15 protein-coding genes and 1 tRNA gene are annotated in these 18,343 nt (G+C 70.1%); 10 read left to right on the top strand and 6 right to left on the bottom strand.

The annotated features are described in order from the left end of the window. The first annotated feature begins 16 nt into the window (after positions 1–16). Positions 17–1,576, top strand: a complete 1,560-nt coding sequence (locus RCO28_RS30705) for a site-specific integrase (protein ID WP_308944570.1) — start codon at positions 17–19, stop codon at positions 1,574–1,576. Positions 1,577–1,783: 207 nt separating this feature from the next. On the opposite strand, the gene RCO28_RS30700 is transcribed toward RCO28_RS30705, so the two are convergent. After that, positions 1,784–1,859 (bottom strand) — tRNA-Arg (locus RCO28_RS30700). 71 nt (positions 1,860–1,930) lie between these two features. Next, positions 1,931–3,211 carry a M6 family metalloprotease domain-containing protein gene (locus RCO28_RS30695; protein ID WP_308944569.1) on the bottom strand — a complete coding sequence of 427 codons (1,281 nt, stop codon included), beginning with the start codon at positions 3,209–3,211 and terminating at the stop codon, positions 1,931–1,933. A 392-nt stretch (positions 3,212–3,603) separates the two neighbouring features. Here RCO28_RS30695 and RCO28_RS30690 point away from each other — a divergent pair, with 392 nt between their 5' ends. Together RCO28_RS30690 and RCO28_RS30685 are read left to right on the top strand one after the other, a co-directional pair. Next, the gene (locus tag RCO28_RS30690) at positions 3,604–4,221 is read left to right on the top strand and encodes a TetR/AcrR family transcriptional regulator (protein WP_308944638.1); all 618 of its coding nucleotides are present in this window, start codon (positions 3,604–3,606) and stop codon (positions 4,219–4,221) included. A gap of 325 nt (positions 4,222–4,546) precedes the next feature. Then, positions 4,547–6,154, top strand: a complete 1,608-nt coding sequence (locus tag RCO28_RS30685) for an MFS transporter (RefSeq protein WP_308944568.1) — start codon at positions 4,547–4,549, stop codon at positions 6,152–6,154. A gap of 30 nt (positions 6,155–6,184) precedes the next feature. Here RCO28_RS30685 and RCO28_RS30680 read toward each other — a convergent pair whose 3' ends face one another. Further along, the gene (locus tag RCO28_RS30680; protein WP_308944567.1) at positions 6,185–6,685 is read right to left on the bottom strand and encodes a MarR family transcriptional regulator; all 501 of its coding nucleotides are present in this window, start codon (positions 6,683–6,685) and stop codon (positions 6,185–6,187) included. A 171-nt stretch (positions 6,686–6,856) separates the two neighbouring features. Between RCO28_RS30680 and RCO28_RS30675 the strand changes: the two genes are divergently transcribed. Then, positions 6,857–7,642, top strand: coding sequence for a class III extradiol ring-cleavage dioxygenase (locus tag RCO28_RS30675; RefSeq protein ID WP_308944566.1), 786 nt, complete (start codon positions 6,857–6,859; stop codon positions 7,640–7,642). A gap of 202 nt (positions 7,643–7,844) precedes the next feature. On the opposite strand, the gene RCO28_RS30670 is transcribed toward RCO28_RS30675, so the two are convergent. Further along, positions 7,845–8,369 carry an N-acetyltransferase family protein gene (locus RCO28_RS30670; RefSeq protein ID WP_308944565.1) on the bottom strand — a complete coding sequence of 175 codons (525 nt, stop codon included), beginning with the start codon at positions 8,367–8,369 and terminating at the stop codon, positions 7,845–7,847. A 212-nt stretch (positions 8,370–8,581) separates the two neighbouring features. Here RCO28_RS30670 and RCO28_RS30665 point away from each other — a divergent pair, with 212 nt between their 5' ends. Next, positions 8,582–9,598, top strand: coding sequence for a sigma-70 family RNA polymerase sigma factor (locus RCO28_RS30665; protein WP_308944564.1), 1,017 nt, complete (start codon positions 8,582–8,584; stop codon positions 9,596–9,598). A gap of 424 nt (positions 9,599–10,022) precedes the next feature. On the opposite strand, the gene RCO28_RS30660 is transcribed toward RCO28_RS30665, so the two are convergent. Further along, complete coding sequence (locus tag RCO28_RS30660) at positions 10,023–11,018, bottom strand: YafY family protein (RefSeq protein WP_308944563.1); 996 nt, start codon at positions 11,016–11,018, stop codon at positions 10,023–10,025. 62 nt (positions 11,019–11,080) lie between these two features. Here RCO28_RS30660 and RCO28_RS30655 point away from each other — a divergent pair, with 62 nt between their 5' ends. From RCO28_RS30655 to RCO28_RS30635, 5 genes are all read left to right on the top strand, one after another. Next, positions 11,081–12,643: an MFS transporter gene (locus tag RCO28_RS30655; protein ID WP_308944562.1), complete on the top strand. Its 1,563-nt coding sequence runs from the start codon at positions 11,081–11,083 to the stop codon at positions 12,641–12,643. Positions 12,644–12,859: 216 nt separating this feature from the next. Then, positions 12,860–13,621: a DeoR/GlpR family DNA-binding transcription regulator gene (locus RCO28_RS30650; RefSeq protein WP_308944561.1), complete on the top strand. Its 762-nt coding sequence runs from the start codon at positions 12,860–12,862 to the stop codon at positions 13,619–13,621. 86 nt (positions 13,622–13,707) lie between these two features. Then, positions 13,708–14,655 (top strand): 1-phosphofructokinase, encoded by a 948-nt coding sequence (gene pfkB / locus RCO28_RS30645; protein ID WP_308944560.1) that lies wholly within the window; start codon positions 13,708–13,710, stop codon positions 14,653–14,655. Between the two features lie 106 nt (positions 14,656–14,761). Then, a complete protein-coding gene (locus RCO28_RS30640) occupies positions 14,762–16,918 on the top strand; it encodes a fructose-specific PTS transporter subunit EIIC (protein WP_308944559.1) in 2,157 nt (718 codons plus the stop codon). Positions 16,919–17,216: 298 nt separating this feature from the next. Next, on the top strand, positions 17,217–17,471 hold the full coding sequence (locus tag RCO28_RS30635) for a hypothetical protein (protein WP_308944558.1): 255 nt from the start codon (positions 17,217–17,219) through the stop codon (positions 17,469–17,471). Between the two features lie 82 nt (positions 17,472–17,553). Here the strand turns inward: RCO28_RS30635 and RCO28_RS30630 are convergent, their stop codons facing one another. Next, positions 17,554–18,333: a DUF6227 family protein gene (locus tag RCO28_RS30630; RefSeq protein ID WP_308944557.1), complete on the bottom strand. Its 780-nt coding sequence runs from the start codon at positions 18,331–18,333 to the stop codon at positions 17,554–17,556. Positions 18,334–18,343 lie beyond the last annotated feature (10 nt).

Genomic DNA, 18,343 nt, shown 5'->3' with positions numbered 1-18,343 from the left:
GTCATGGGAGGGATGCGTGTTCAAGGGGTCTGTGTACCGGCGTTGCACCTGCCGAACGCCCGTCGTCGACGCGGAAGGCCGACCGGAACTGGGCTCCGACGGCAAGCCGAAGCGTAGAGAACTCGGCGCCGACTGCCCGGACTTGGGCAAGCGCGACCACGGAAGCTGGTACTACTACATCGAGTTGCCGCCCGGCCTGGGAGCCACACGACGGCGCCCTCGCAAGGGTGGATTCCTCACCAAGCGGAAGGCCGAAGACGCAGCCCAAGAACTGTGGGACAAAGCGCACGGCGGTATCGACGTCACGTCGGACGAGACCTTCGAGCAGTTCGTGCGCCGCTGGTTCGAGAAGAAGGTCGACCTCAAGAAGAGCACCCGGGCCGGCTACGAGGACCACATCGAGCGCGTCTTCATCCCGGCCGTCGGGAAGTTCAAGATGCGGGACCTGCGCACCCGCCACCTCCAAGAGATGTTCGAGCAGATCTGGCGCGCCAATGAAGATCACGCGGCCAACCGCGCTGCCGTCGAGCTCGCCAAGCTGGAAGTCGAGGCCGCTCACAGCGCCTGGAAGCAGGCCGCCAGGCCGCGACCGCCGGAGCTGCGGCAGCGATGGAGCGAGGCCAAGCAGAAGCTGCGCAAGGCGCGGCGAAAGCCGTGGCACATCACCGGCCCCGGCACCCAGCTCAAGATGAAGAACGAGCTCAGCTCAGCACTCGACTACGCGCACCGCGTCGAGAAGCTCATCAGCGAGAACTGGGCCCAGCACGTCGTACTGCCCAAGTACACACCGCCCAAGCCGCTCGTCTGGACCGACGAGCGCGTAGCCCGCTGGCGTGAGACCGGAGAGAAGCCGGGCCCCGTGATGGTCTGGACGCCGGAACAGACCGGCGAGTTCCTCGACGGCGTAGCGGATCACCGCCTCTACCCGATGTTCCACCTCATGGTCTTCCGGGCCCCCAGACGAGGAGAATCAGCGGGCCTCCCCTGGGCGGAGACCGACCTCCAGACCGGCGTCGTCCACATCAGCGAGCAACTCGTCGCCTCCTCCTACGACGTGTGGGAAGACACCCCCAAGAGCGACAGCGGCGCACGCACGTTCCTCCTGGACGCACAGACCCGGGAACTCCTCTTGTTCTGGCGGCGCCGACAGCAGGTAGAGAGGGAGGAATGGCAGCAGAGGCACGAGGAGTGGAAGGCGGCGCAGACCGATGAGGCCAAGGAGAAGCTGAAGCGCTACGACCACCCGTACGTCGAATCCGGCCGCGTCTTCACCTGGGAAGACGGGAGCCCGTACCACCCGGAATACCTGTCCCAGGTCTTCATGCGGCTCGTAGAGAAGCTGAACCTGCCACCGGTGCGCCTGCACGACCTGCGGCACTGCGCCGCCACGCTCTCCCTCGCCGCCGGCGTCCATATGAAGGTCATCCAGGCCCTGCTCGGGCACTCCTCGTTCAAGCTCACCGCCGACACGTACACGAGCGTCCTGCCGCAGATGGAGCAGGCCGCCGCGGATGCGCCGATCGCGGTCGTCCCGCGAAAGGGGCAGCAGTCCGCTGCTGGTGAAGGCGCGGCATAAGGCCCTGACGCCCCGGGAGTTGACGCCGTGACAGGCAGGTCACGCAGAGCCGTGTCCCCGCACTGTCCCCGCACCCATACCGGGAGTTGATGCCGTGACAGGCCGGTCACGCAGAGTTGTGTCCCCGCATTGTCCCCGCACGCATGAAAAAGCCCTCCCGGAGCGTTCTCCGGGAGGGCTTCTCACCTTGTTTTGCCTGGTCAGGCATGGTGCCCCCGGCAGGATTCGAACCTGCGACACCCGCTTTAGGAGAGCGGTGCTCTATCCCCTGAGCTACGAAGGCAAGGCGTGCTCGTCAGTGTAGCGGGTGAGGGAGGGGCGGGGCCGGGGGTTGTGGATCAATGGCGGGGAGGGTCAGGTGCGGGTGATGTGGATGCGGTGGGTGCCGTCCTTCTCGGCCGGGCCGACCGTGACCCGGAGGTCGTTCTCCTTGTCGGTGAAGGTCTGGCCGGAGGCGAACGGGGCGTCGGAGAGTTCGGCGTGCACGTTGGGGCGGCGGGTGCAGCCGCCCGAGTCGCGGGCGGAGTCGGTGACGGTGACGGGGCCTTGGCCGGTGTCGATGTCGGCGTCGACGCGGTAGATGAGGACGCCGGGCTTGCACACCGCCTCGTCGTTGCCGCCGCGGGTGCGGACCTCGACGGCGTAGCCGGTGCGTTCGTCGAGGGGGACGAAGGCGAGCTTCGTGCCGCCGCCCTTCGCGGCGAGGGGCTTCAGGGTGATGTCGGTCGTGCCGTGCGCCGCGGCGCAGCGGATCTGTTCGTCGTCGAGCCAGCCGAGCTTCCACTTGTGCCAGCCGAGGAGGTCGTTGTTGGCGCCCCAGTCCTCGCTCATGATGTCCCAGTGGCCGACGGCCCCGCCGCCGTCCGAGGTGTAGAGGTCGGGCAGGCCGAAGACGTGGCCGTTCTCGTGCGGCAGTACGCGGTAGCCCGTCTCGCGGTACGAGCCCGAACCGTCGTCCTGTCGGGAGTAGACGAAGGAGGCGTTGGCGACGGGCACCCCGTCCGCGACGGGCGCCTCGTGGTTGCCCGCGAACGTCACCGAGAGAACCGTGTCGAGCGCCGACGGCCCGGCGTTGGGCGTCATCAGCACATTGACCAGGTCGTACTCACGGAAATCCACATCCGGATCTGCAGCCTCCACGATGTCCTCGACCAGCTGGCGATAGCCGGGGTCGAAGGGGGCGCCGCGTTCTATCCCGTACGAGGCGAACGAGCGCGGCATGCGCAGCCAGTCCTTGATCGGGGCGTGCGGCTGGTAGTCGAGGCGGCCGTAGGAGCTGGTGCGGAACCACTTCTGGGTCTGCGGGAAGAACTCGCCGAGGCGGTCGGTGGCGCGGCCCTGGCCGCGGGCGTCCGAGAAGTCGATCATGAGGTTGAGGGCGTGCACGGTGCCCGTCGAGCGGGCGTAGCCCGGCTGCGTGGGGACGCCTTCGGACATCTGGATGCTCATGGTTCCGCTGATCATGCAAGGTGCGAGCGCACCGGCTCGGCCGGGGCTGCCGGGACCCGCGGCCTGCGGGTCCGCGGTGAGGCGCCCGGTGCTTGCCGTCACGGTGACGGCGAGGACGAGGGCTGCGAGTGCGGCGAGTACGGGCCTGCGCCGCGGCCTGGATATCCAGTGTCGGGACAGCTGCATCCGCCCGCCTTCCGGTCCGTGGCAGCCGGCAGGTCCTGGCTGCGCCCTGTTCGATCACCCTGTGTCGGGGGGTGCGTAGGCGCTCGCTGAGGGCGACCGATCGTGTGCTTTTACCGGAATGACGCGTGAGGCGGGTCACATGCGAGGCGGGAAATAACCGGGGAGCCCTTCCCCGTTTACACAGGTGTTCCGCCAAGCGGGGAGAGTTTCCCCGCATCGACGGTTCCCCGCATCAAGGGAACGGATCCGCCTCGCAGCTGAGGCTCGGGCCGGTTCGTTCCTGGCCGTGTACGTAGCGATGCACGCGCCGGTCTGCCGACCGGTGCACGTATCGACCGACCTTGAGGAGTGCAGCCGTGGACGTCGACACCGCGTCGAAGCAGCCGCGCCGCATGCCGCGTCCGCGCGCCGATGCGCTGCGGAACCGGGAGCGGATCGTCGGCGCTGCGCGGGAGATGTTCGTCGAGTTCGGCCCCGAGGTGCCGCTCGATGAGGTCGCCCGCCGCGCCGGAGTCGGCAACGCCACGGTCTACCGCAACTTCGCCGACCGCTCCGTACTGATCCGCGAAGTCGTCTGCTCGGTGATGGACCGCACCTCCGAGCGGGCCGAAGAAGCGCTCGCCGAGGAGGCGGACGCCTTCCAGGCGCTGCGCCGCTTCGTGCATGCCGCGGCGGACGAGCGGATCGGCGCGCTGTGTCCGATGCTCTCCGGCACCTTCGACAAGGACCACCCCGACCTCGACGGTTCCAGGCGTCGCCTGGAGCGGCAGGTCGAGGAGGTCATGGAACGGGCGCGCGCCGCAGGGCAGTTGCGTACCGACATCGCCGTCGGTGATCTGCTCGTCGCGCTCTCCCAGCTCACCAGGCCCCTGCCGGGCAGCGACTGCACGGACTTCGACCAGTTCGTGCACCGGCATCTGCAGCTGTTCCTCGACGGTCTGCAGACCCCGGCCCGTTCCGAACTCCCCGGCAGCGCCGCGACGTTGGAGGACCTCCGCCGCCCCGCATGAACCTTCTGACCTTCTGACCTTCTGATCCTCTGTCCGCCTGACCTGGCCGTCTGGCCTGATCGTCTGACCTGGCCGTCTGACCTGACCTTCTGGCCTCCCGACCCGACCTGGCTTCTTGGCCACCTGGCCACCTGGCCTCAATCCCGAGATCGCCGTTTGACCTCGAGCTTGCTTGAGGTTGCACGCTTTTCGCAGTTACTCGTCCCTTCACCGGCTCGCTCCCGAGCCGGGTTCCGATCCGACGGGCGTAGGCGTCTTCCGCGCGTGACGAGCGCAGACGTCTCTCCCAGTCCGTCGACACCGAAGTCCCGAGGTGGGTACCCCCATGTCCGAAGCAGCACCTTCCATATCTGCAAGAAGCGGTACCTCCGACCGCCGTGGAATCTCTGACCGCCGCACCCCTGACCGCGGCATCCCTGATACCGGCCCCGACCCCACGCGCTGGAGAGCCCTCGTCTTCATCGCGCTCGCCCAGCTCATGGTCGTCCTGGACGCGACCATCGTGAACATCGCCCTGCCCTCCGCCCAGCAGGACCTCGGCATCTCCGACGGCAACCGGCAGTGGGTCATCACGGCCTACGCCCTCGCCTTCGGCGGGCTGCTGCTGTTCGGCGGTCGCGTCGCCGACCTGTGGGGCCGCAAGCGCACCTTCGTCACCGGCCTGATCGGCTTCGCCGGGGCGTCCGCGCTCGGTGGTGCCGCGACCAGTGAGGCGATGATGCTGGGCGCTCGTGCCCTGCAGGGCGTTTTCGGCGCACTGCTCGCGCCCGCCGCGCTGTCGCTGCTCGCGGTGATGTTCACCGACGCCAAGGAGCGCGCCAAGGCCTTCGGTATCTACGGTGCGATCGCCGGTGGCGGTGGCGCCGTGGGTCTCATCCTCGGTGGCTTCCTCACGGAGTACCTGGACTGGCGCTGGACGTTCTTCGTGAACATTCCGTTCGCCGTCGTCGCCGCCGTGGGCGCGTACTTCGTCATCCGTGAGCCGGCCGGTTCCCGCAACCGTTCTCCTCTCGACATCCCCGGAGTCGTGCTCTCGACGCTCGGCCTGGTGGCTCTGGTGTACGGCTTCACTCGCGCCGAGTCCGAGGGCTGGTCCGACGCCACGACCATCGGCCTGTTCGTCGGCTCGGCCGTGCTCCTCGCCTCCTTCCTGCTGGTCGAGTCCCGGGTTAAGGCGCCGCTGCTGCCGCTGCGGGTGCTGACGGACCGGAACCGCGGCGGTGTCTACCTGTCGCTGGGTCTCGCGGTGATCGCGATGTTCGGCCTGTTCCTCTTCCTCACCTACTACTTGCAGGTCGTGAAGGGCTACTCGCCCGTGATGACCGGCTTCGCCTTCCTGCCGATGATCGTCGGCATGATCACGGGCTCCACGCAGATCGGCGCCCGCCTGATGACCCGCGTGCCCCCGCGTCTGCTGATGGGCCCCGGCTTCCTCGTCGCCGCCCTCGGCATGCTGCTGCTGACCCAGCTGGAGATCGGCACGTCGTACGCGGGCCTGATCCTGCCGGCGCAGCTGCTGCTCGGCCTCGGCATGGGTACGGCCTTCATGCCCGCCATGTCACTGGCCACCCACGGCGTCGAGGCACGCGACGCCGGTGTCGCCTCCGCGATGGTCAACACCTCGCAGCAGGTCGGCGGCGCGATCGGCACGGCACTCCTCAACACCATCGCCGCCTCCGCCACCACGGCCTACCTGACCGCCCACGCGGCGGACGCGACGACTCCGGCCGCGCAGAAGCTGCTCCAGGCGCAGGCCATGGTGGACGGCTACACCAGCGCGATCTGGTGGGCGGTCGGCATCCTCGTGATCTCCGCGAGCATCGCTCTGACCTTCATCACCACCGGCCACCAGGGCGGTACGCCGGTGGCCAAGAGCGACGCCGCCGGTGCGGACGAGGAGGCCGAGGTGCGAGTCCCGGTGATCGCCCACTGACCGGCCCGGCCCGCACGACGGCCCAGGTCGTCACCTGAGCCAGGGCAGATCGGCACCCGCCTCGTTCGGCTGAAGTCCCTCCGCGATGATCCGCATGATCTCGCCGAGGGATTTCTGCTGTTCGGCGGTGAGCCGGTCGAAGATCGCCTGGCGTACGGCGGCCACATGACCGGGCGCCGACTGCTCCAGCACCTCGTATCCCGCGTCCGTGAGGATCGCGTTCTGGCCTCGCTTGTCGGAGGGGCAGTCCTCGCGGCGCACCCAGCCGTGCTGTTCGAGTCGCGCGACGGCGTGGGAGAGCCGGGAGCGGGTGATCTTCGCGTTCCGCGCGAGCTCGGTCATGCGCATCCGACGGCGCGGTGCCTGGGAGAGCTGGACGAGCAGTCCGTAGTAGACGTGCGGCATCTTGGCGTCGCGCTGCAGCTGTCGGTCGAGATGGTCCTCGAGGAGCATGGTGGCGTGCAGGTACGCCCGCCAGGTGCGCTGTTCCTCGTCGTCGAGCCAGCGCGTGTCCTCGTTGTGCGTCGTCATAAGCCCACTCTACGGAGCCTATTCTTGAAACTTCAACAAACATAACGTACCGTCCGAAGTAGGAGCTTGAACCTTCAAGCTTGCTTGTCTGCTTCGAGCCCGTCGGGCACGCCCACCCACCTGCGCGTACCCGCCCCGCCGATCACGTCCGCGCGAGTGTCAGGAGCCGTCATGAACGCCGCCGCCCCGGAGCGCATGCCCGCCCTCTATCTCAGTCACGGTGCGCCGCCGCTCGCCGACGACGCCCTGTGGCCCGGACAGCTCGCCGCCTGGTCGGCCGACCTTCCGCGCCCCAAGGCCGTACTGATGGTCTCCGCGCACTGGGAGGAGGCCCCGCTCGCCCTCGGCGCAACCGAGACCGTGCCTCTCGTCTATGACTTCTGGGGCTTCCCCGAGCACTACTACCAGGTGCGGTACGCCGCGCCCGGGGCTCCTGAACTCGCCGACTCCGTACGCAAGTTGCTGCGCAGCGCCGGCACGCCCGTCCAGGACATCGAGGATCGCGGCCTCGATCATGGCGCCTATGTCCCGCTCGTCGAGATGTACCCCGACGCAGACGTCCCGGTCCTGCAGATCTCTCTGCCCACGCTCGACCCGCAGCGCCTGATGGAGATCGGGCGCAAGCTCGCCCCGCTGCGCGACGCGGGCGTCCTGATCGTGGGTAGCGGGTTCTTCACCCATAACCTGGCCGCGCTTCGGCAGGGTGGCGTGCCGTCCTGGTCGGCGGAGTTCGACGCCTGGGGGCGCGAGGCGCTGGACGCGCAGGACGTGGACGCTCTTCTCGACTTCCCGCACAAGTCGCCCGCGGGGCAGCTCGCGCACCCGCGCACGGAACACTTCGCCCCGCTCTTCGTGGCGATGGGGGCCGCCGACGCGACCGGTGAACTCGGCGCGCAGCGCTCGGTCATCGACGGCTTCTGGATGGGGCTGGCCAAGAGGTCGGTGCAGTTCGGCTGAGCAGCGGGCGGGCAGGTGAGCGGGCGAGCGGGCATGGCGGTGCCTCCTGTCGTGAGGGGGAGCGCTTGCTCGGGAAGCAAGCGGCTCTCGCACCGTAGGAAGCTCGCGGCAGCGGACGACAGACTTCCGGAATTGGTTCACGCGTTCGAGTGAGGGCGAACCGTTTCCGCGCCCCGAAGGCCCGTCGGCCGTGGCAGGCTCGTCAGCAGTCGGGGCCGAGGCGCTTCTCGTACCAGGCCACGTCCCAGTACCGATCGAACTTGCGACCCACTTCCGCGTACGTCCCCACGTGCCGGAAGCCGAAGCGTTCATGGAGGTGGACCGATGGCGCATTGGGCAGGGCGATGCCCGCGTATGCGCGGTGGACGTCCTCGGTGGACAGGGCGTCGAAGAGAGCCGTGTAAAGCAGAGCGCCCACGCCGCGCCCGGCGGCGTCCGGAGTGAGGTAGACCGAGACTTCGACGGATGTCTCGTAGGCCGGCTTCGGGCGGAAGGCGCTGCTGGTTGCGTACCCCAGAATCGGGGAACCCGAAGCTTGCTGCGCAACCAGGAGACGGTGACGGCCGTCTTCAGGGTGGGAGCGCAGCCATGGCAGGCGTTCCTCGGGCGTGAAAGGCACCGTGTCGAACGTGATGGCGGTCTCACGGACGTAGTGGTTGTAGATCTCCGTGAGGGGGTCGAGGTCGCCTTCGGTACCCGGCCTGACCTGCACCGCTGTCGGCTCCATCGACGTCTCGCCTCCTTGGTGGCGGCACAGGGTACTGCAAGATCAGGAAAATTGTTGAGCGGCTTGGGAATTCTGTCCGGATTCCAGTCGTTGTTTCCATCGGATGCAGGGCACCCGGACGGTGTGCTCTTCGCCACGGCCGCCGTGGATCCCCGCCCCGGACCGCGGAGCCCCGTCAGAACTGCCGACCCACTCAACGCAAGGGAGCACGCATGGCAACCCGTGCCGTCGCCCGTCGTAAGTCTGCAGCCGGATCGGCCGGCAAGACCGACGCGGCAAGCAGTGTTCGCGCCGTAGGCGGGGAGATCGCCGACCGCGACCTGGTCGGCATGTATCTCGACGAGATCGCCCGCACGCCTCTGCTGGACGCCGCTCGCGAGGTCGAGCTGTCGCAGGTGATCGAGGCAGGGGTCTACGCCCAGAAGATCCTCGACGGCGACGTCGACGAGCAGAGCAAGGCAGCCGAGGGTGCGAGCCGCGAGGAACTCGAGGCGCTCGTCGCCGACAGTGAGCGCGCCAAGGACATCTTCATCCGCTCCAACCTTCGCCTGGTCGTCGCGGTGGCCCGTCGCTACCCGCGCAGCGGCCTGCCCCTCCTTGACCTGATCCAGGAGGGCAACGCCGGACTGGTGCGCGCCGTCGAGAAGTTCGACTACCGCAAGGGCTTCAAGTTCTCGACGTACGCGACGTGGTGGATCCGTCAGGCCATCACCCGATCCATCGCCGACCAGTCCCGCACGATCCGCCTTCCCGTCCACTTGGTCGAGGAGCTTGGCCGGATCCGCCGGGTGCAGCGCGAGTTCAACCGCGAGAACGGCCGGGACCCGGAGCACACCGAGATCGCCGCCGAGCTCGGCTCCACGCCGGAGCGTGTCGCCGACGTCCTGGACTGGGCTCGCGACCCGGTCTCGCTGAACATGTCGGTGGACGACGACGGCGACACCCAGTTCGGTGACCTCCTCGAGGACACCTCTGCCGTCTCGCCCGAGCAGTCCGTGCTGACGCTGCTGCGCAGTGAGGAGCTCGATGACCTCATAGGCCGGCTCGACCAGCGGACGGCGTCCATCATCAAGATGCGGTACGGCATAGAGGACGGCCGTGAGCGGACCCTCACCGAGGTCGGCAAGGAGCACGGCCTCACGCGTGAGCGGATCCGTCAGATCGAGAAGCACGCGCTCCTCGAACTGAAGCGGCTCGCCCGGGACACGGGGTTCGACGCGGCGGCGTGAGAGAAGTGGGGCGGCCTACAGCCCACTGGGTACCCGCCTCGCTCACCCCAAGGCCGAGTCCCGGCGCCGTTCCCCCGTGGCGCCGGGGCTCACTCTTGTCGGGGCCTGCGTGGCTCCGCCTGTGACGGGGCCTGCGTGGCTCCGCCTGTGACGGGGCCTCTGTGACTCGGCCTGCGGCGGGGCCTCGGTAGCTCGGCCCGCCGGGCGTTTGATGATGGGGCGACCGATCTGGCTCAACCGGCCGAACTGACCCAACGGGACCCGGGTCGGACTAGCCGGACTGGTCGGTCGCCGGACTTGGCCGACCGGACAGGCTGACCGCCCGGTGCCGACCCGACCGGCCGCGCCGGACCGAAGCCAACTGGACTGGCTCGCCCAGCGGTCCGGCCTCCCCGGCCGCACATGTCCGCTGACGGTCGCCGACCTACCCCGCCGACGGGCCACCCCCGCTGCCCGCCGCTCTGCTGAGTCGAGCACCCAACTCCCGTACGTGGTCGGTCAGTTCAGGTGGGCCGTGGATGGTGAAGTCCACGCCCATCAGGGAGAGGCGGGCCGCCAGCCACTCGATGGCGTCCGAGACTGTGGTGCGCAGACGGCAGCTGTCCGGGCCCTCCGGGGTCGGGGTGCCCAGACCGGCGGGGATGCGGGGCGCGATCAGCTCCGCCGGGGCGGCGAACGTCACGTCGAGCTCGTACGAGGGCTGGCCACCGCGCCGCATCGCGCGGCGGGTGAACTCCGCCGCGTCGCCCTCCGGGAGGGGGCGTGGGCTGAAGCGGGCACCCGTCGCGAAGGGTTCGGTGAGGCGGTCGACGCGGAAGGTGCGCCAGGCCTCGCGCTCCAGGTCGTACGCCACGAGGTACCAGCGGCGGCCCGTCGAGACCAGGCGGTAGGGCTCGACCTGGCGGCGGGACTCCGTGCCGTCGCCGGAGCAGTAATGGAAGCGGAGCTTCTCGGTGCCGGTCGTGGCCGAGGCGATCACGGTGAGGGTCTCGGGGGCGATCGTCGCACCGTCACCCGCCCCGTACACCAAGGGAGTTGTGGCGGACTGGAGGGTGGTGACGCGATGTCGGAGACGAGACGGAAGGACCTGTTCGAGCTTGGCGAGGGCGCGTACGGACGCCTCCTCGACGCCCTCCACCGCGTGGCCGGCGCCGGCCCGCAGGCCGACGGCGATCGCGACGGCCTCCTCGTCGTCGAGGACGAGCGGAGGCATCGCCTTGCCGGCCGCGAGACGGTAACCGCCCTCCGTGCCCAGCGTCGCCTGGACCGGATAGCCGAGCTCGCGCAGCCGGTCGATATCGCGCCGCACGGTGCGCCGGGAGACACCGAGCCGGTCGGCGAGCTCGCCGCCGGGCCACTCGCGCGGGGTCTGAAGCAGAGAGAGGAGCTGCAGCAGTCGTGCCGGAGTGTCCGTCGTCATGCACCCATCATGGGCGCCAATGCGGCCACCATCTGTCCTACATCCCACCTAATTTCGCTCGCATGAAGACCACCTCGCCCACCTCACCCACGACCGCACCCGCCGCAGGGCCTGCGCCGAGCGATCGGCGGCGCTGGTTCGCGCTGGCCATCGTGATGACGGCGGCGTTCATGGACCTCGTCGACGTGACGATCGTGAACATTGCCCTGCCCTCCATCCAGGCGGACGAGGGCGCCTCGTTCAGCCAGATCCAGTGGATCACTGCCGGTTACGCGCTCGCGATGGGCGCGGGCCTCATCACGGGCGGTCGGCTCGGCGACATCTACGGGCGGAAGCGGATCTTCCTCGTCGGCATAGGCGGCTTCACGCTGGCCTCGGCGCTCTGCGGATTCGCTGCGAACCCGGAGATGCTGGTCGGCTCACGCATCCTGCAAGGGGCGACGGCCGCGCTGATGGTGCCCCAGGTGCTGTCGATCGTGCACGCCACCTTCCCCGCGCACGAACGCGGCAAGGTCTTCGGCCTGTTCGGAGCGATCGTCGGGCTCGGCGCGGTGTCGGGGCCGATGCTCGGCGCGCTGCTCACCGAGTGGAACCTGTTCGGTCTCGAATGGCGCCCGATCTTCCTGATCAACCTGCCGGTGGGCATAGCCGGACTGCTTCTCGGCCGGAAGTTCATCACCGAATCCAAGGCCCCGAAGGCGCTCCGCCTGGACCCGATCGGCGTCGTGCTCGTCGTGGCCGGTCTGCTCATGCTGCTCTACCCGCTGACGCGCGGCCGGGAGCTGGGCTGGCCGCTGTGGGGGTACGTGTTGATGGGCGGCGCGCTCGTGGTGTTCGCGGCACTGGTCGCGTACGAGCGGCACAAGACGCGCAAGGACGGTTCGCCGCTGATCGAGCTGTCGCTGTTCAAGGTGAAGAGCTTCGCCGCGGGCGCTGCTGTGCAGCTCACGTTCGGCCTGGTCAGCGGGGTGTTCTTCCTGGTGTGGACGCTGTACATGCAGGTCGGCCTCGGCTGGAGCCCGCTGCGCGCAGGGGCGACGGGCATTCCGTTCTCGCTCGCGGTGTCCGTGGCGGCCGGGATGTCGGTGCAGCGCCTCGTGCCGCGCTTCGGACGCAAGGTGCTGCAGGCGGGCGCGATCACCATGGCGGCCGGCGTCGTGCTCTACATATGGGAGGCCGAGCGGTACGGGCAGGGCATCACGTCCTGGCAGATGGCGCTGCCGCTCGTGGTGATGGGCATCGGCATGGGCCTGATCGTGGCGCCGCTGACCGACGCGGTTCTGTCGGAGGTGCCGCGCGAGCACGCCGGTTCGGCGTCCGGCCTGGTCAACACCATGATGCAGATGGGCAATGCGCTCGGGCTCGGCCTGGTGTCGGTGGTGTTCTTCGGCGTCATCGACGAGCCGTTGGCCGCGACTGCTGTGGGCGCGGCGTACGCGGACGCGTTCCAGCACGCGCTGTGGTGGGTCGCGGGGGTGCTCGGTGCGATCTTCCTGCTGATGTTCGCTCTGCCGGCGCAGCACGTGGAGGGGGCGGCGGGAGCGGAGCTGGCTTCGGCGAGTGGTGAGCCGGTCGACGATGCGCTGTCGGTCGGTGACGCACGCGAGGCTGAGCTGGTGCGTTAGGCCGTCGCCTCCTTCGTACGCGGTGGAGAAGGGTGCCCGCAGGTCCCCGGGCGCGGTCCCGGGCACCCTCCCTGCCGTGGGGACGGCAGTCCGGCGCGACAGCGGGACCGAAGTCTGTTTCTGCCTGAACCACGCCCGAATGTGTTTACTTCAGGGAAACCCAGTCGTACTCTGGGCGTGAAACAACACGCTCGGGCATGAATCGGAGCTGAACCCATGTACGCACCGGAGCGCCAGCAGGAGATCCTCCGCCTCGCACGCGACAGCGGCCGGGTCGACGTGCTGTCGCTCGCCGAGGAATTCCAGGTCACCGCCGAGACCATCCGGCGGGACCTGAAGGCCCTCGACCGCGCCGGTCTCGTACGCCGGGTGCACGGCGGTGCCATACCGGCCGGGCGGCTCGACTTCGAGCCCGACCTCACCGAGCGCGAGTCCACCGCGGCCGACGAGAAGGACCGCATCGCGCAGGCCGCCCTCGCCGAGCTGCCCGCCGACGGCAGCGTGGTGCTCGACGCGGGTACGACGGTCTCCCGGCTCGCGGCGGCGCTGCCGCTGGAGTCCGGCCTCACCGTCGTCACGCATTCGCTGCCCACCGCCGCGCGGCTCGCCGACCACCCCGGGGTGCAGCTGCACCTCATCGGCGGCCGCGTCCGGCACCGCACCCGCGCCGCCGTCGACGCCTGGGCGTTGCGGGCGTACGGGGAGATCCGCGCCGATGTCGTCTTCCTCGCGGCGAACGGATTCTCGCCCGAGCACGGGCTGACCACGCCGGACCTCGCCGAGGCCGCCGTCAAGCGAGCCGCCGTCACCTCGGCCCGCCGCGTGGTGCTGCTCGCCGACTCGGCGAAGCACGGGCAGGAGCACTTCGCGCGCTTCGGAGACCTCGCCGACGTCGACCTGCTGATCACGGACAAGGGCCTCAGCGACGACGACACCGCGGCGATCGAGCGCGGCGGCACGGAGGTCGTACGCGTATGACCAGTCCTGCCGCGCCCGGAACGCCCGCCTCCGGTACCGCACCGCGCTCCGCGCCCCACAGCCCGTACGAGAAAGCAAGTGCAGGGATGATCCTCACCGTTACCCCGAACCCCTCCCTGGACCGGACCTACGAGGTGCCGGCGCTCGATCGCGGCGAGGTCATCCGGGCCACCGGCGACCGGATGGACCCGGGCGGCAAGGGCGTGAACGTCTCCCGGGCCGTCGCCGCGGCCGGGCAGCGCACCCTCGCGGTGCTGCCGCTCGGCGGCACGCCCGGTGACTTCGTCGCCGAACTCCTCGGTGAGCAGGGCATCGAGGTCGCGCCGGTCACCGTCGCGGGCCAGACCCGGTCCAACATCTCGCTCGCCGAGCCCGACGGCACCCTCACCAAGATCAACGCGTCCGGGCCGGAGCTCTCCGCCCACGAGTCCGAGGCGCTGCTCGCCACGGTCCGCGACCGGTCCGCGGGCGCCACCTGGATCGCCTGCTGCGGGAGCCTGCCGCGCGGCCTCGAACCGTCCTGGTACGCCGAGCTGGTGGCCCGCGCGCACGCCGCGGGTGCCCGGATCGCCCTCGACACCTCCGGACCGGCGCTGCTCGCCGCGCTCCGCGAGCGCCCGGACGTGGTCAAGCCCAACGCCGAGGAGCTGTCCGAGGCGGTCGGCCGCCCGCTCGCCACCGTCGGTGACGCGGTCAAGGCGGCCGAGGAGCTGCGGCAGCTCGGCGCCCGCGCGGTGCTCGCCAGCCTGGGCGCCGACGGCCAGTTGCTCGTCGACGACTCCGGTGCGCAGTTCGCGAGCGCCCGCGTCGAGACCGTACGCAGCAACGTCGGTGCGGGTGACTCCTCGCTCGCCGGATTCCTCATCGCAGGCGGCGGCGGCCCCGAGGCGCTCGCCTCCGCGGTGGCACACGGCGCTGCTGCCGTGCAGCTCCCCGGCAGCGTGATGCCCACGCCCGCCGACCTGGACCCGTCCGCCGTGACCGTCACGGCCGACGTACCGCTGGACCGTCTGCTGACGGAGCCCGTCTCATGACCCCCCTCAAGGGCCGGAGCCCGATGCGTACGAACGCTCTCCTCACCTCCCCGTCCCCCGTCCCCACCCCCGCCCGTCGGGCGATATGCGCGCGAAGGAGCCCGCGATGAGCGAGATGATCACCGCGGACCTGGTCGACCTCGACCTGTCCGCCGATACCAAGGAAGCGGCGGCCCGTTCCCTGGCCGAGCGGATGGTCGCTCAGGGCCGGGTCACGGATCTTGACGGCTTCCTCGCCGATGTGGCCGCCCGCGAGGCGCAGATGCCGACCGGTCTCGACGGCGGCATCGGTATCCCGCACTGCCGCAGCGCCCATGTCACCGAACCGACGCTGGCGTTCGGGCGCGCGACCCAGGGCATCGACTTCGGGGCCGCCGACGGCCCCGCCGACCTGGTCTTCCTCATCGCCGCACCCGCGGGTGCGGACAGCGACCACCTGACGATCCTGTCGTCGCTCGCCCGCCAGCTGATGGACGCCGAGTTCACGGGCGCCCTGCGGTCGGCGGACGACGCGGAACGTGCGGCGGCGCTGATCCGCGGAGACGCGGACGAGGCGGAGGCGGCGGACGAGGCGGGCGAGGTGACCGACGGGCCGACTGACGAGCGGGCCGACGAACGAGCTGCCGAGCGGGCCGGCGAGTCGACCGGCGAGTCGACTGGCGAGGCCGCCGACGAGCCGTCGCCCGCGCAGGTGCAGACGAAGAAGTCGGTGGAAGCGCCCGCGCACGGCGAGGGCGGGGGTGAGGGCGGGGGCCGGGGCGCCCCCTTCAAGATCGTCGCCGTGACCTCCTGCCCGACCGGCATCGCCCACACGTACATGGCCGCCGAGTCCCTGGAGAACGCCGGTCGCGAGGCCGGGGTCGAGGTCGTCGTGGAGACGCAGGGCTCGGCCGGGTTCACCCGCCTCGACCCTGCCGTCGTGGCCGCCGCCGACGGCGTGATCTTCGCGCACGACGTGCCCGTACGGGACAAGGAGCGGTTCGCCGGAAAGCCCACCGTCGACGTCGGGGTGAAGGCGGGCATCAACCGCCCCGCCGAACTGATCGCCGACGTGCGCGGCAAGGCCGAGCGCGGCGAGGTCTCCTCGGGCGCCGCCGCGGCCCCCGTCGACAGGGCGGGCGACGAGGGTGACAGCTACGGCACAAAGCTGCGCAAGTGGCTGATGTCCGGTGTGAGTTACATGGTCCCGTTCGTCGCCGCGGGCGGCCTCCTCATCGCCCTCGGCTTCGCGATCGGCGGCTACGAGATCAGCGAGGCCAAGTCCGTCGCCGAGCACTTCGTCTGGACCGAGGCCGCGAGCTGGGCCGCGCTGCTGTTCCAGGTCGGCGGGCTCGCCTTCTCCTTCCTGGTGCCGGTGCTCGCGGGTTACATCGCGTACGGCATGGCGGACCGGCCGGGTCTGGTGCCCGGTTTCGTCGGCGGCGCGGTCGCCGTGCAGATCAACGCCGGGTTCCTCGGCGGTCTGGCGGCCGGTCTCATCGCGGGCGCCACGGTCATGGCGATCCAGAAGGTACGGATACCGGCCGTGCTGCGCGGCATCATGCCGGTGGTGGTGATCCCGCTGATCTCCTCGGCGGTGGTCGGCTTCCTGATGTTCCTGGTGGTCGGAAAGCCGATCGCCACCCTGCAGAGCGGCCTCAGCGACTGGCTGGAGTCGCTCACCGGCGCCAACGCGATCATCCTCGGCGTCATCCTCGGCCTGATGATGTGCTTCGACCTGGGCGGTCCGCTCAACAAGGTCGCGTACGCCTTCGCCGTCGGCGGCCTGGGCGCCAACGCCACTGAGGGCAACCTGAAGGTCATGGCGGCCGTGATGGCGGCCGGCATGGTGCCGCCGCTGGCGATGGCCCTGGCGACGACCGTGCGCGGCAAGCTGTTCACCAAGGCGGAGCGGGAGAACGGCAAGGCGGCCTGGGTGCTCGGTGCCTCGTTCATCACGGAGGGCGCCATTCCGTTCGCCGCGGCCGACCCGCTGCGCGTCATTCCCGCCTCGATGGCGGGCGGCGCGGTCACCGGTGCCCTGACGATGAGCTTCGGCGCGACCCTGCGGGCCCCGCACGGCGGCGTCTTCGTGGTCCCGCTGATCGGCCAGCCGCTGCTGTACCTGCTGGCGATCGTCGCCGGTACGTGCGTCTCGGCGGGCCTGGTCATCCTCCTGAAGGGGATGCGCAGGACCGGCCCCGAGCAGGCGTCGGCCAAGGCGGACGAGGCGGCGTCCGCGAAGGCGGCCGAGGCGAAGAATGAGCCGGTGGCGGCGGTCTGACCGCTCGGCCTGAACGGTCCCCTCCCGGTCCCGGCACCGGTCCGGTCCGGTCCCGGAAAGAAGCCCTCGCCGCCGCGGTGCGCATCGCACTGCGGCGGCGAGGGCTTTTGCGTGTGGTTCGTGGCGTGGGCGGGGGAGGGAGGTGCGGGAGGGAGGCGAGGGATGGCGCGGGATGGCGCGGGATGGTCCTGAGGTCGTGCGGGTGGCGGGCGGGCGGTCTGCGAGATAGGTCACTTCGGGACCTAAGTCCCTTTCCGGGGCTGTCGTGCTGCCTGCTCCGTGTTGTCTACTGACCCGCATGTTCGAGCAGATATCGCCCCTTCAGCAGGTCGGCCTGACCGTGCTCGCCGCGGCGGGCGCCGTCTGGGCCGTGCGTCTGGTCCGGATGCTGCACCGCGACCGCACGGAGCCCACGGTCCCGTACGTGTCCGGCGCCTCCTTGCACGCCCTGCCCCGACAGCCCTCGCACGCCGGCGAGACGGTGGAGCTCTCGGCCGCCGAACGCGACGCCTTCGCCGGCCTGGTCCGCCAGCTGATGAGCCGACGCGGCTGAGACTCGTAAGCCGATCCGCTCGGCTCCTACGCCGATCCGCCCAGCTCATGCGCCGATCCGCTCAGCTCGTACGCCGACCCGCTCAGCTCGTACGAGAAGCTCGCCGCTCCATCGCCGCACGCGCCGTCGTCTCGCTCACGTACACCTCGCACATGTGACGGCCGTCCGGCGTGGCCGTGTGCTCGACCTCCCAGAGGCTGATCTCGCGGCCGTCGGCGAGCAGGAACGCGTGCTCGTAGAGCGCGAAGCACAGGCCGGCGGTGCCCGTCCGGCACGGGTTGCCGAAGGCCTGCGTGATCTGGTGCGCCAGCGCGGTGCGCAGCAGCGACGCCGTGTCCGCACCCGGCCGGTCGGCGTTCTCCGCGCGGCGCAGGAGGCGCCTGGCGTGGTCGGCGGAGTCGTCCGGGGCGTACGAGCGCTGGAGCGGTGCGGGCGAGACGATCAGCCGGACCGTGTCCAGCGCGAGGGGTTCGCAGCCGGGGATGCGGCCCTCCGTCGAGTCCGGGCACTCGGGGCCGCAGGTGCCGCTCGGGAGCAGCCGGGACGCCGCGATGTGCGCCTCTTCCTCGTCCGCGTACAGCTCGTGGACGGTCTCCTCGCTCCGCTTGCCGCCCGGCCCGGTGTTGTGCCGCAATTCCCAGAGCGTCAGCGCCTGGCCGTCGGCGAGCAGGAACGTGTGCCGATGCGTCTCGCGGTGCAGGCCGGCGCTGTGGTGGGCGGAGCGCAGCGAACTGTCGAACGTGAGGGCCGATTCGAGCAGGGCTATCGTCTCGTCGGGCAGCTCGAAGGAGTTCAGGGCCCGACCGAGGAGCCCTTCGAGGTGCTCCTCCGGTGTCTTCGGCGTCTCGTACGGAACGCTCAAGGCATACTCC

The organism is Streptomyces sp. LHD-70, assembly GCF_031157275.1.
Lineage (GTDB): Bacteria > Actinomycetota > Actinomycetes > Streptomycetales > Streptomycetaceae > Streptomyces.
Note: the sequence above shows the minus strand (reverse complement) of the source record. Positions and strands in the feature narration are given on the sequence as shown.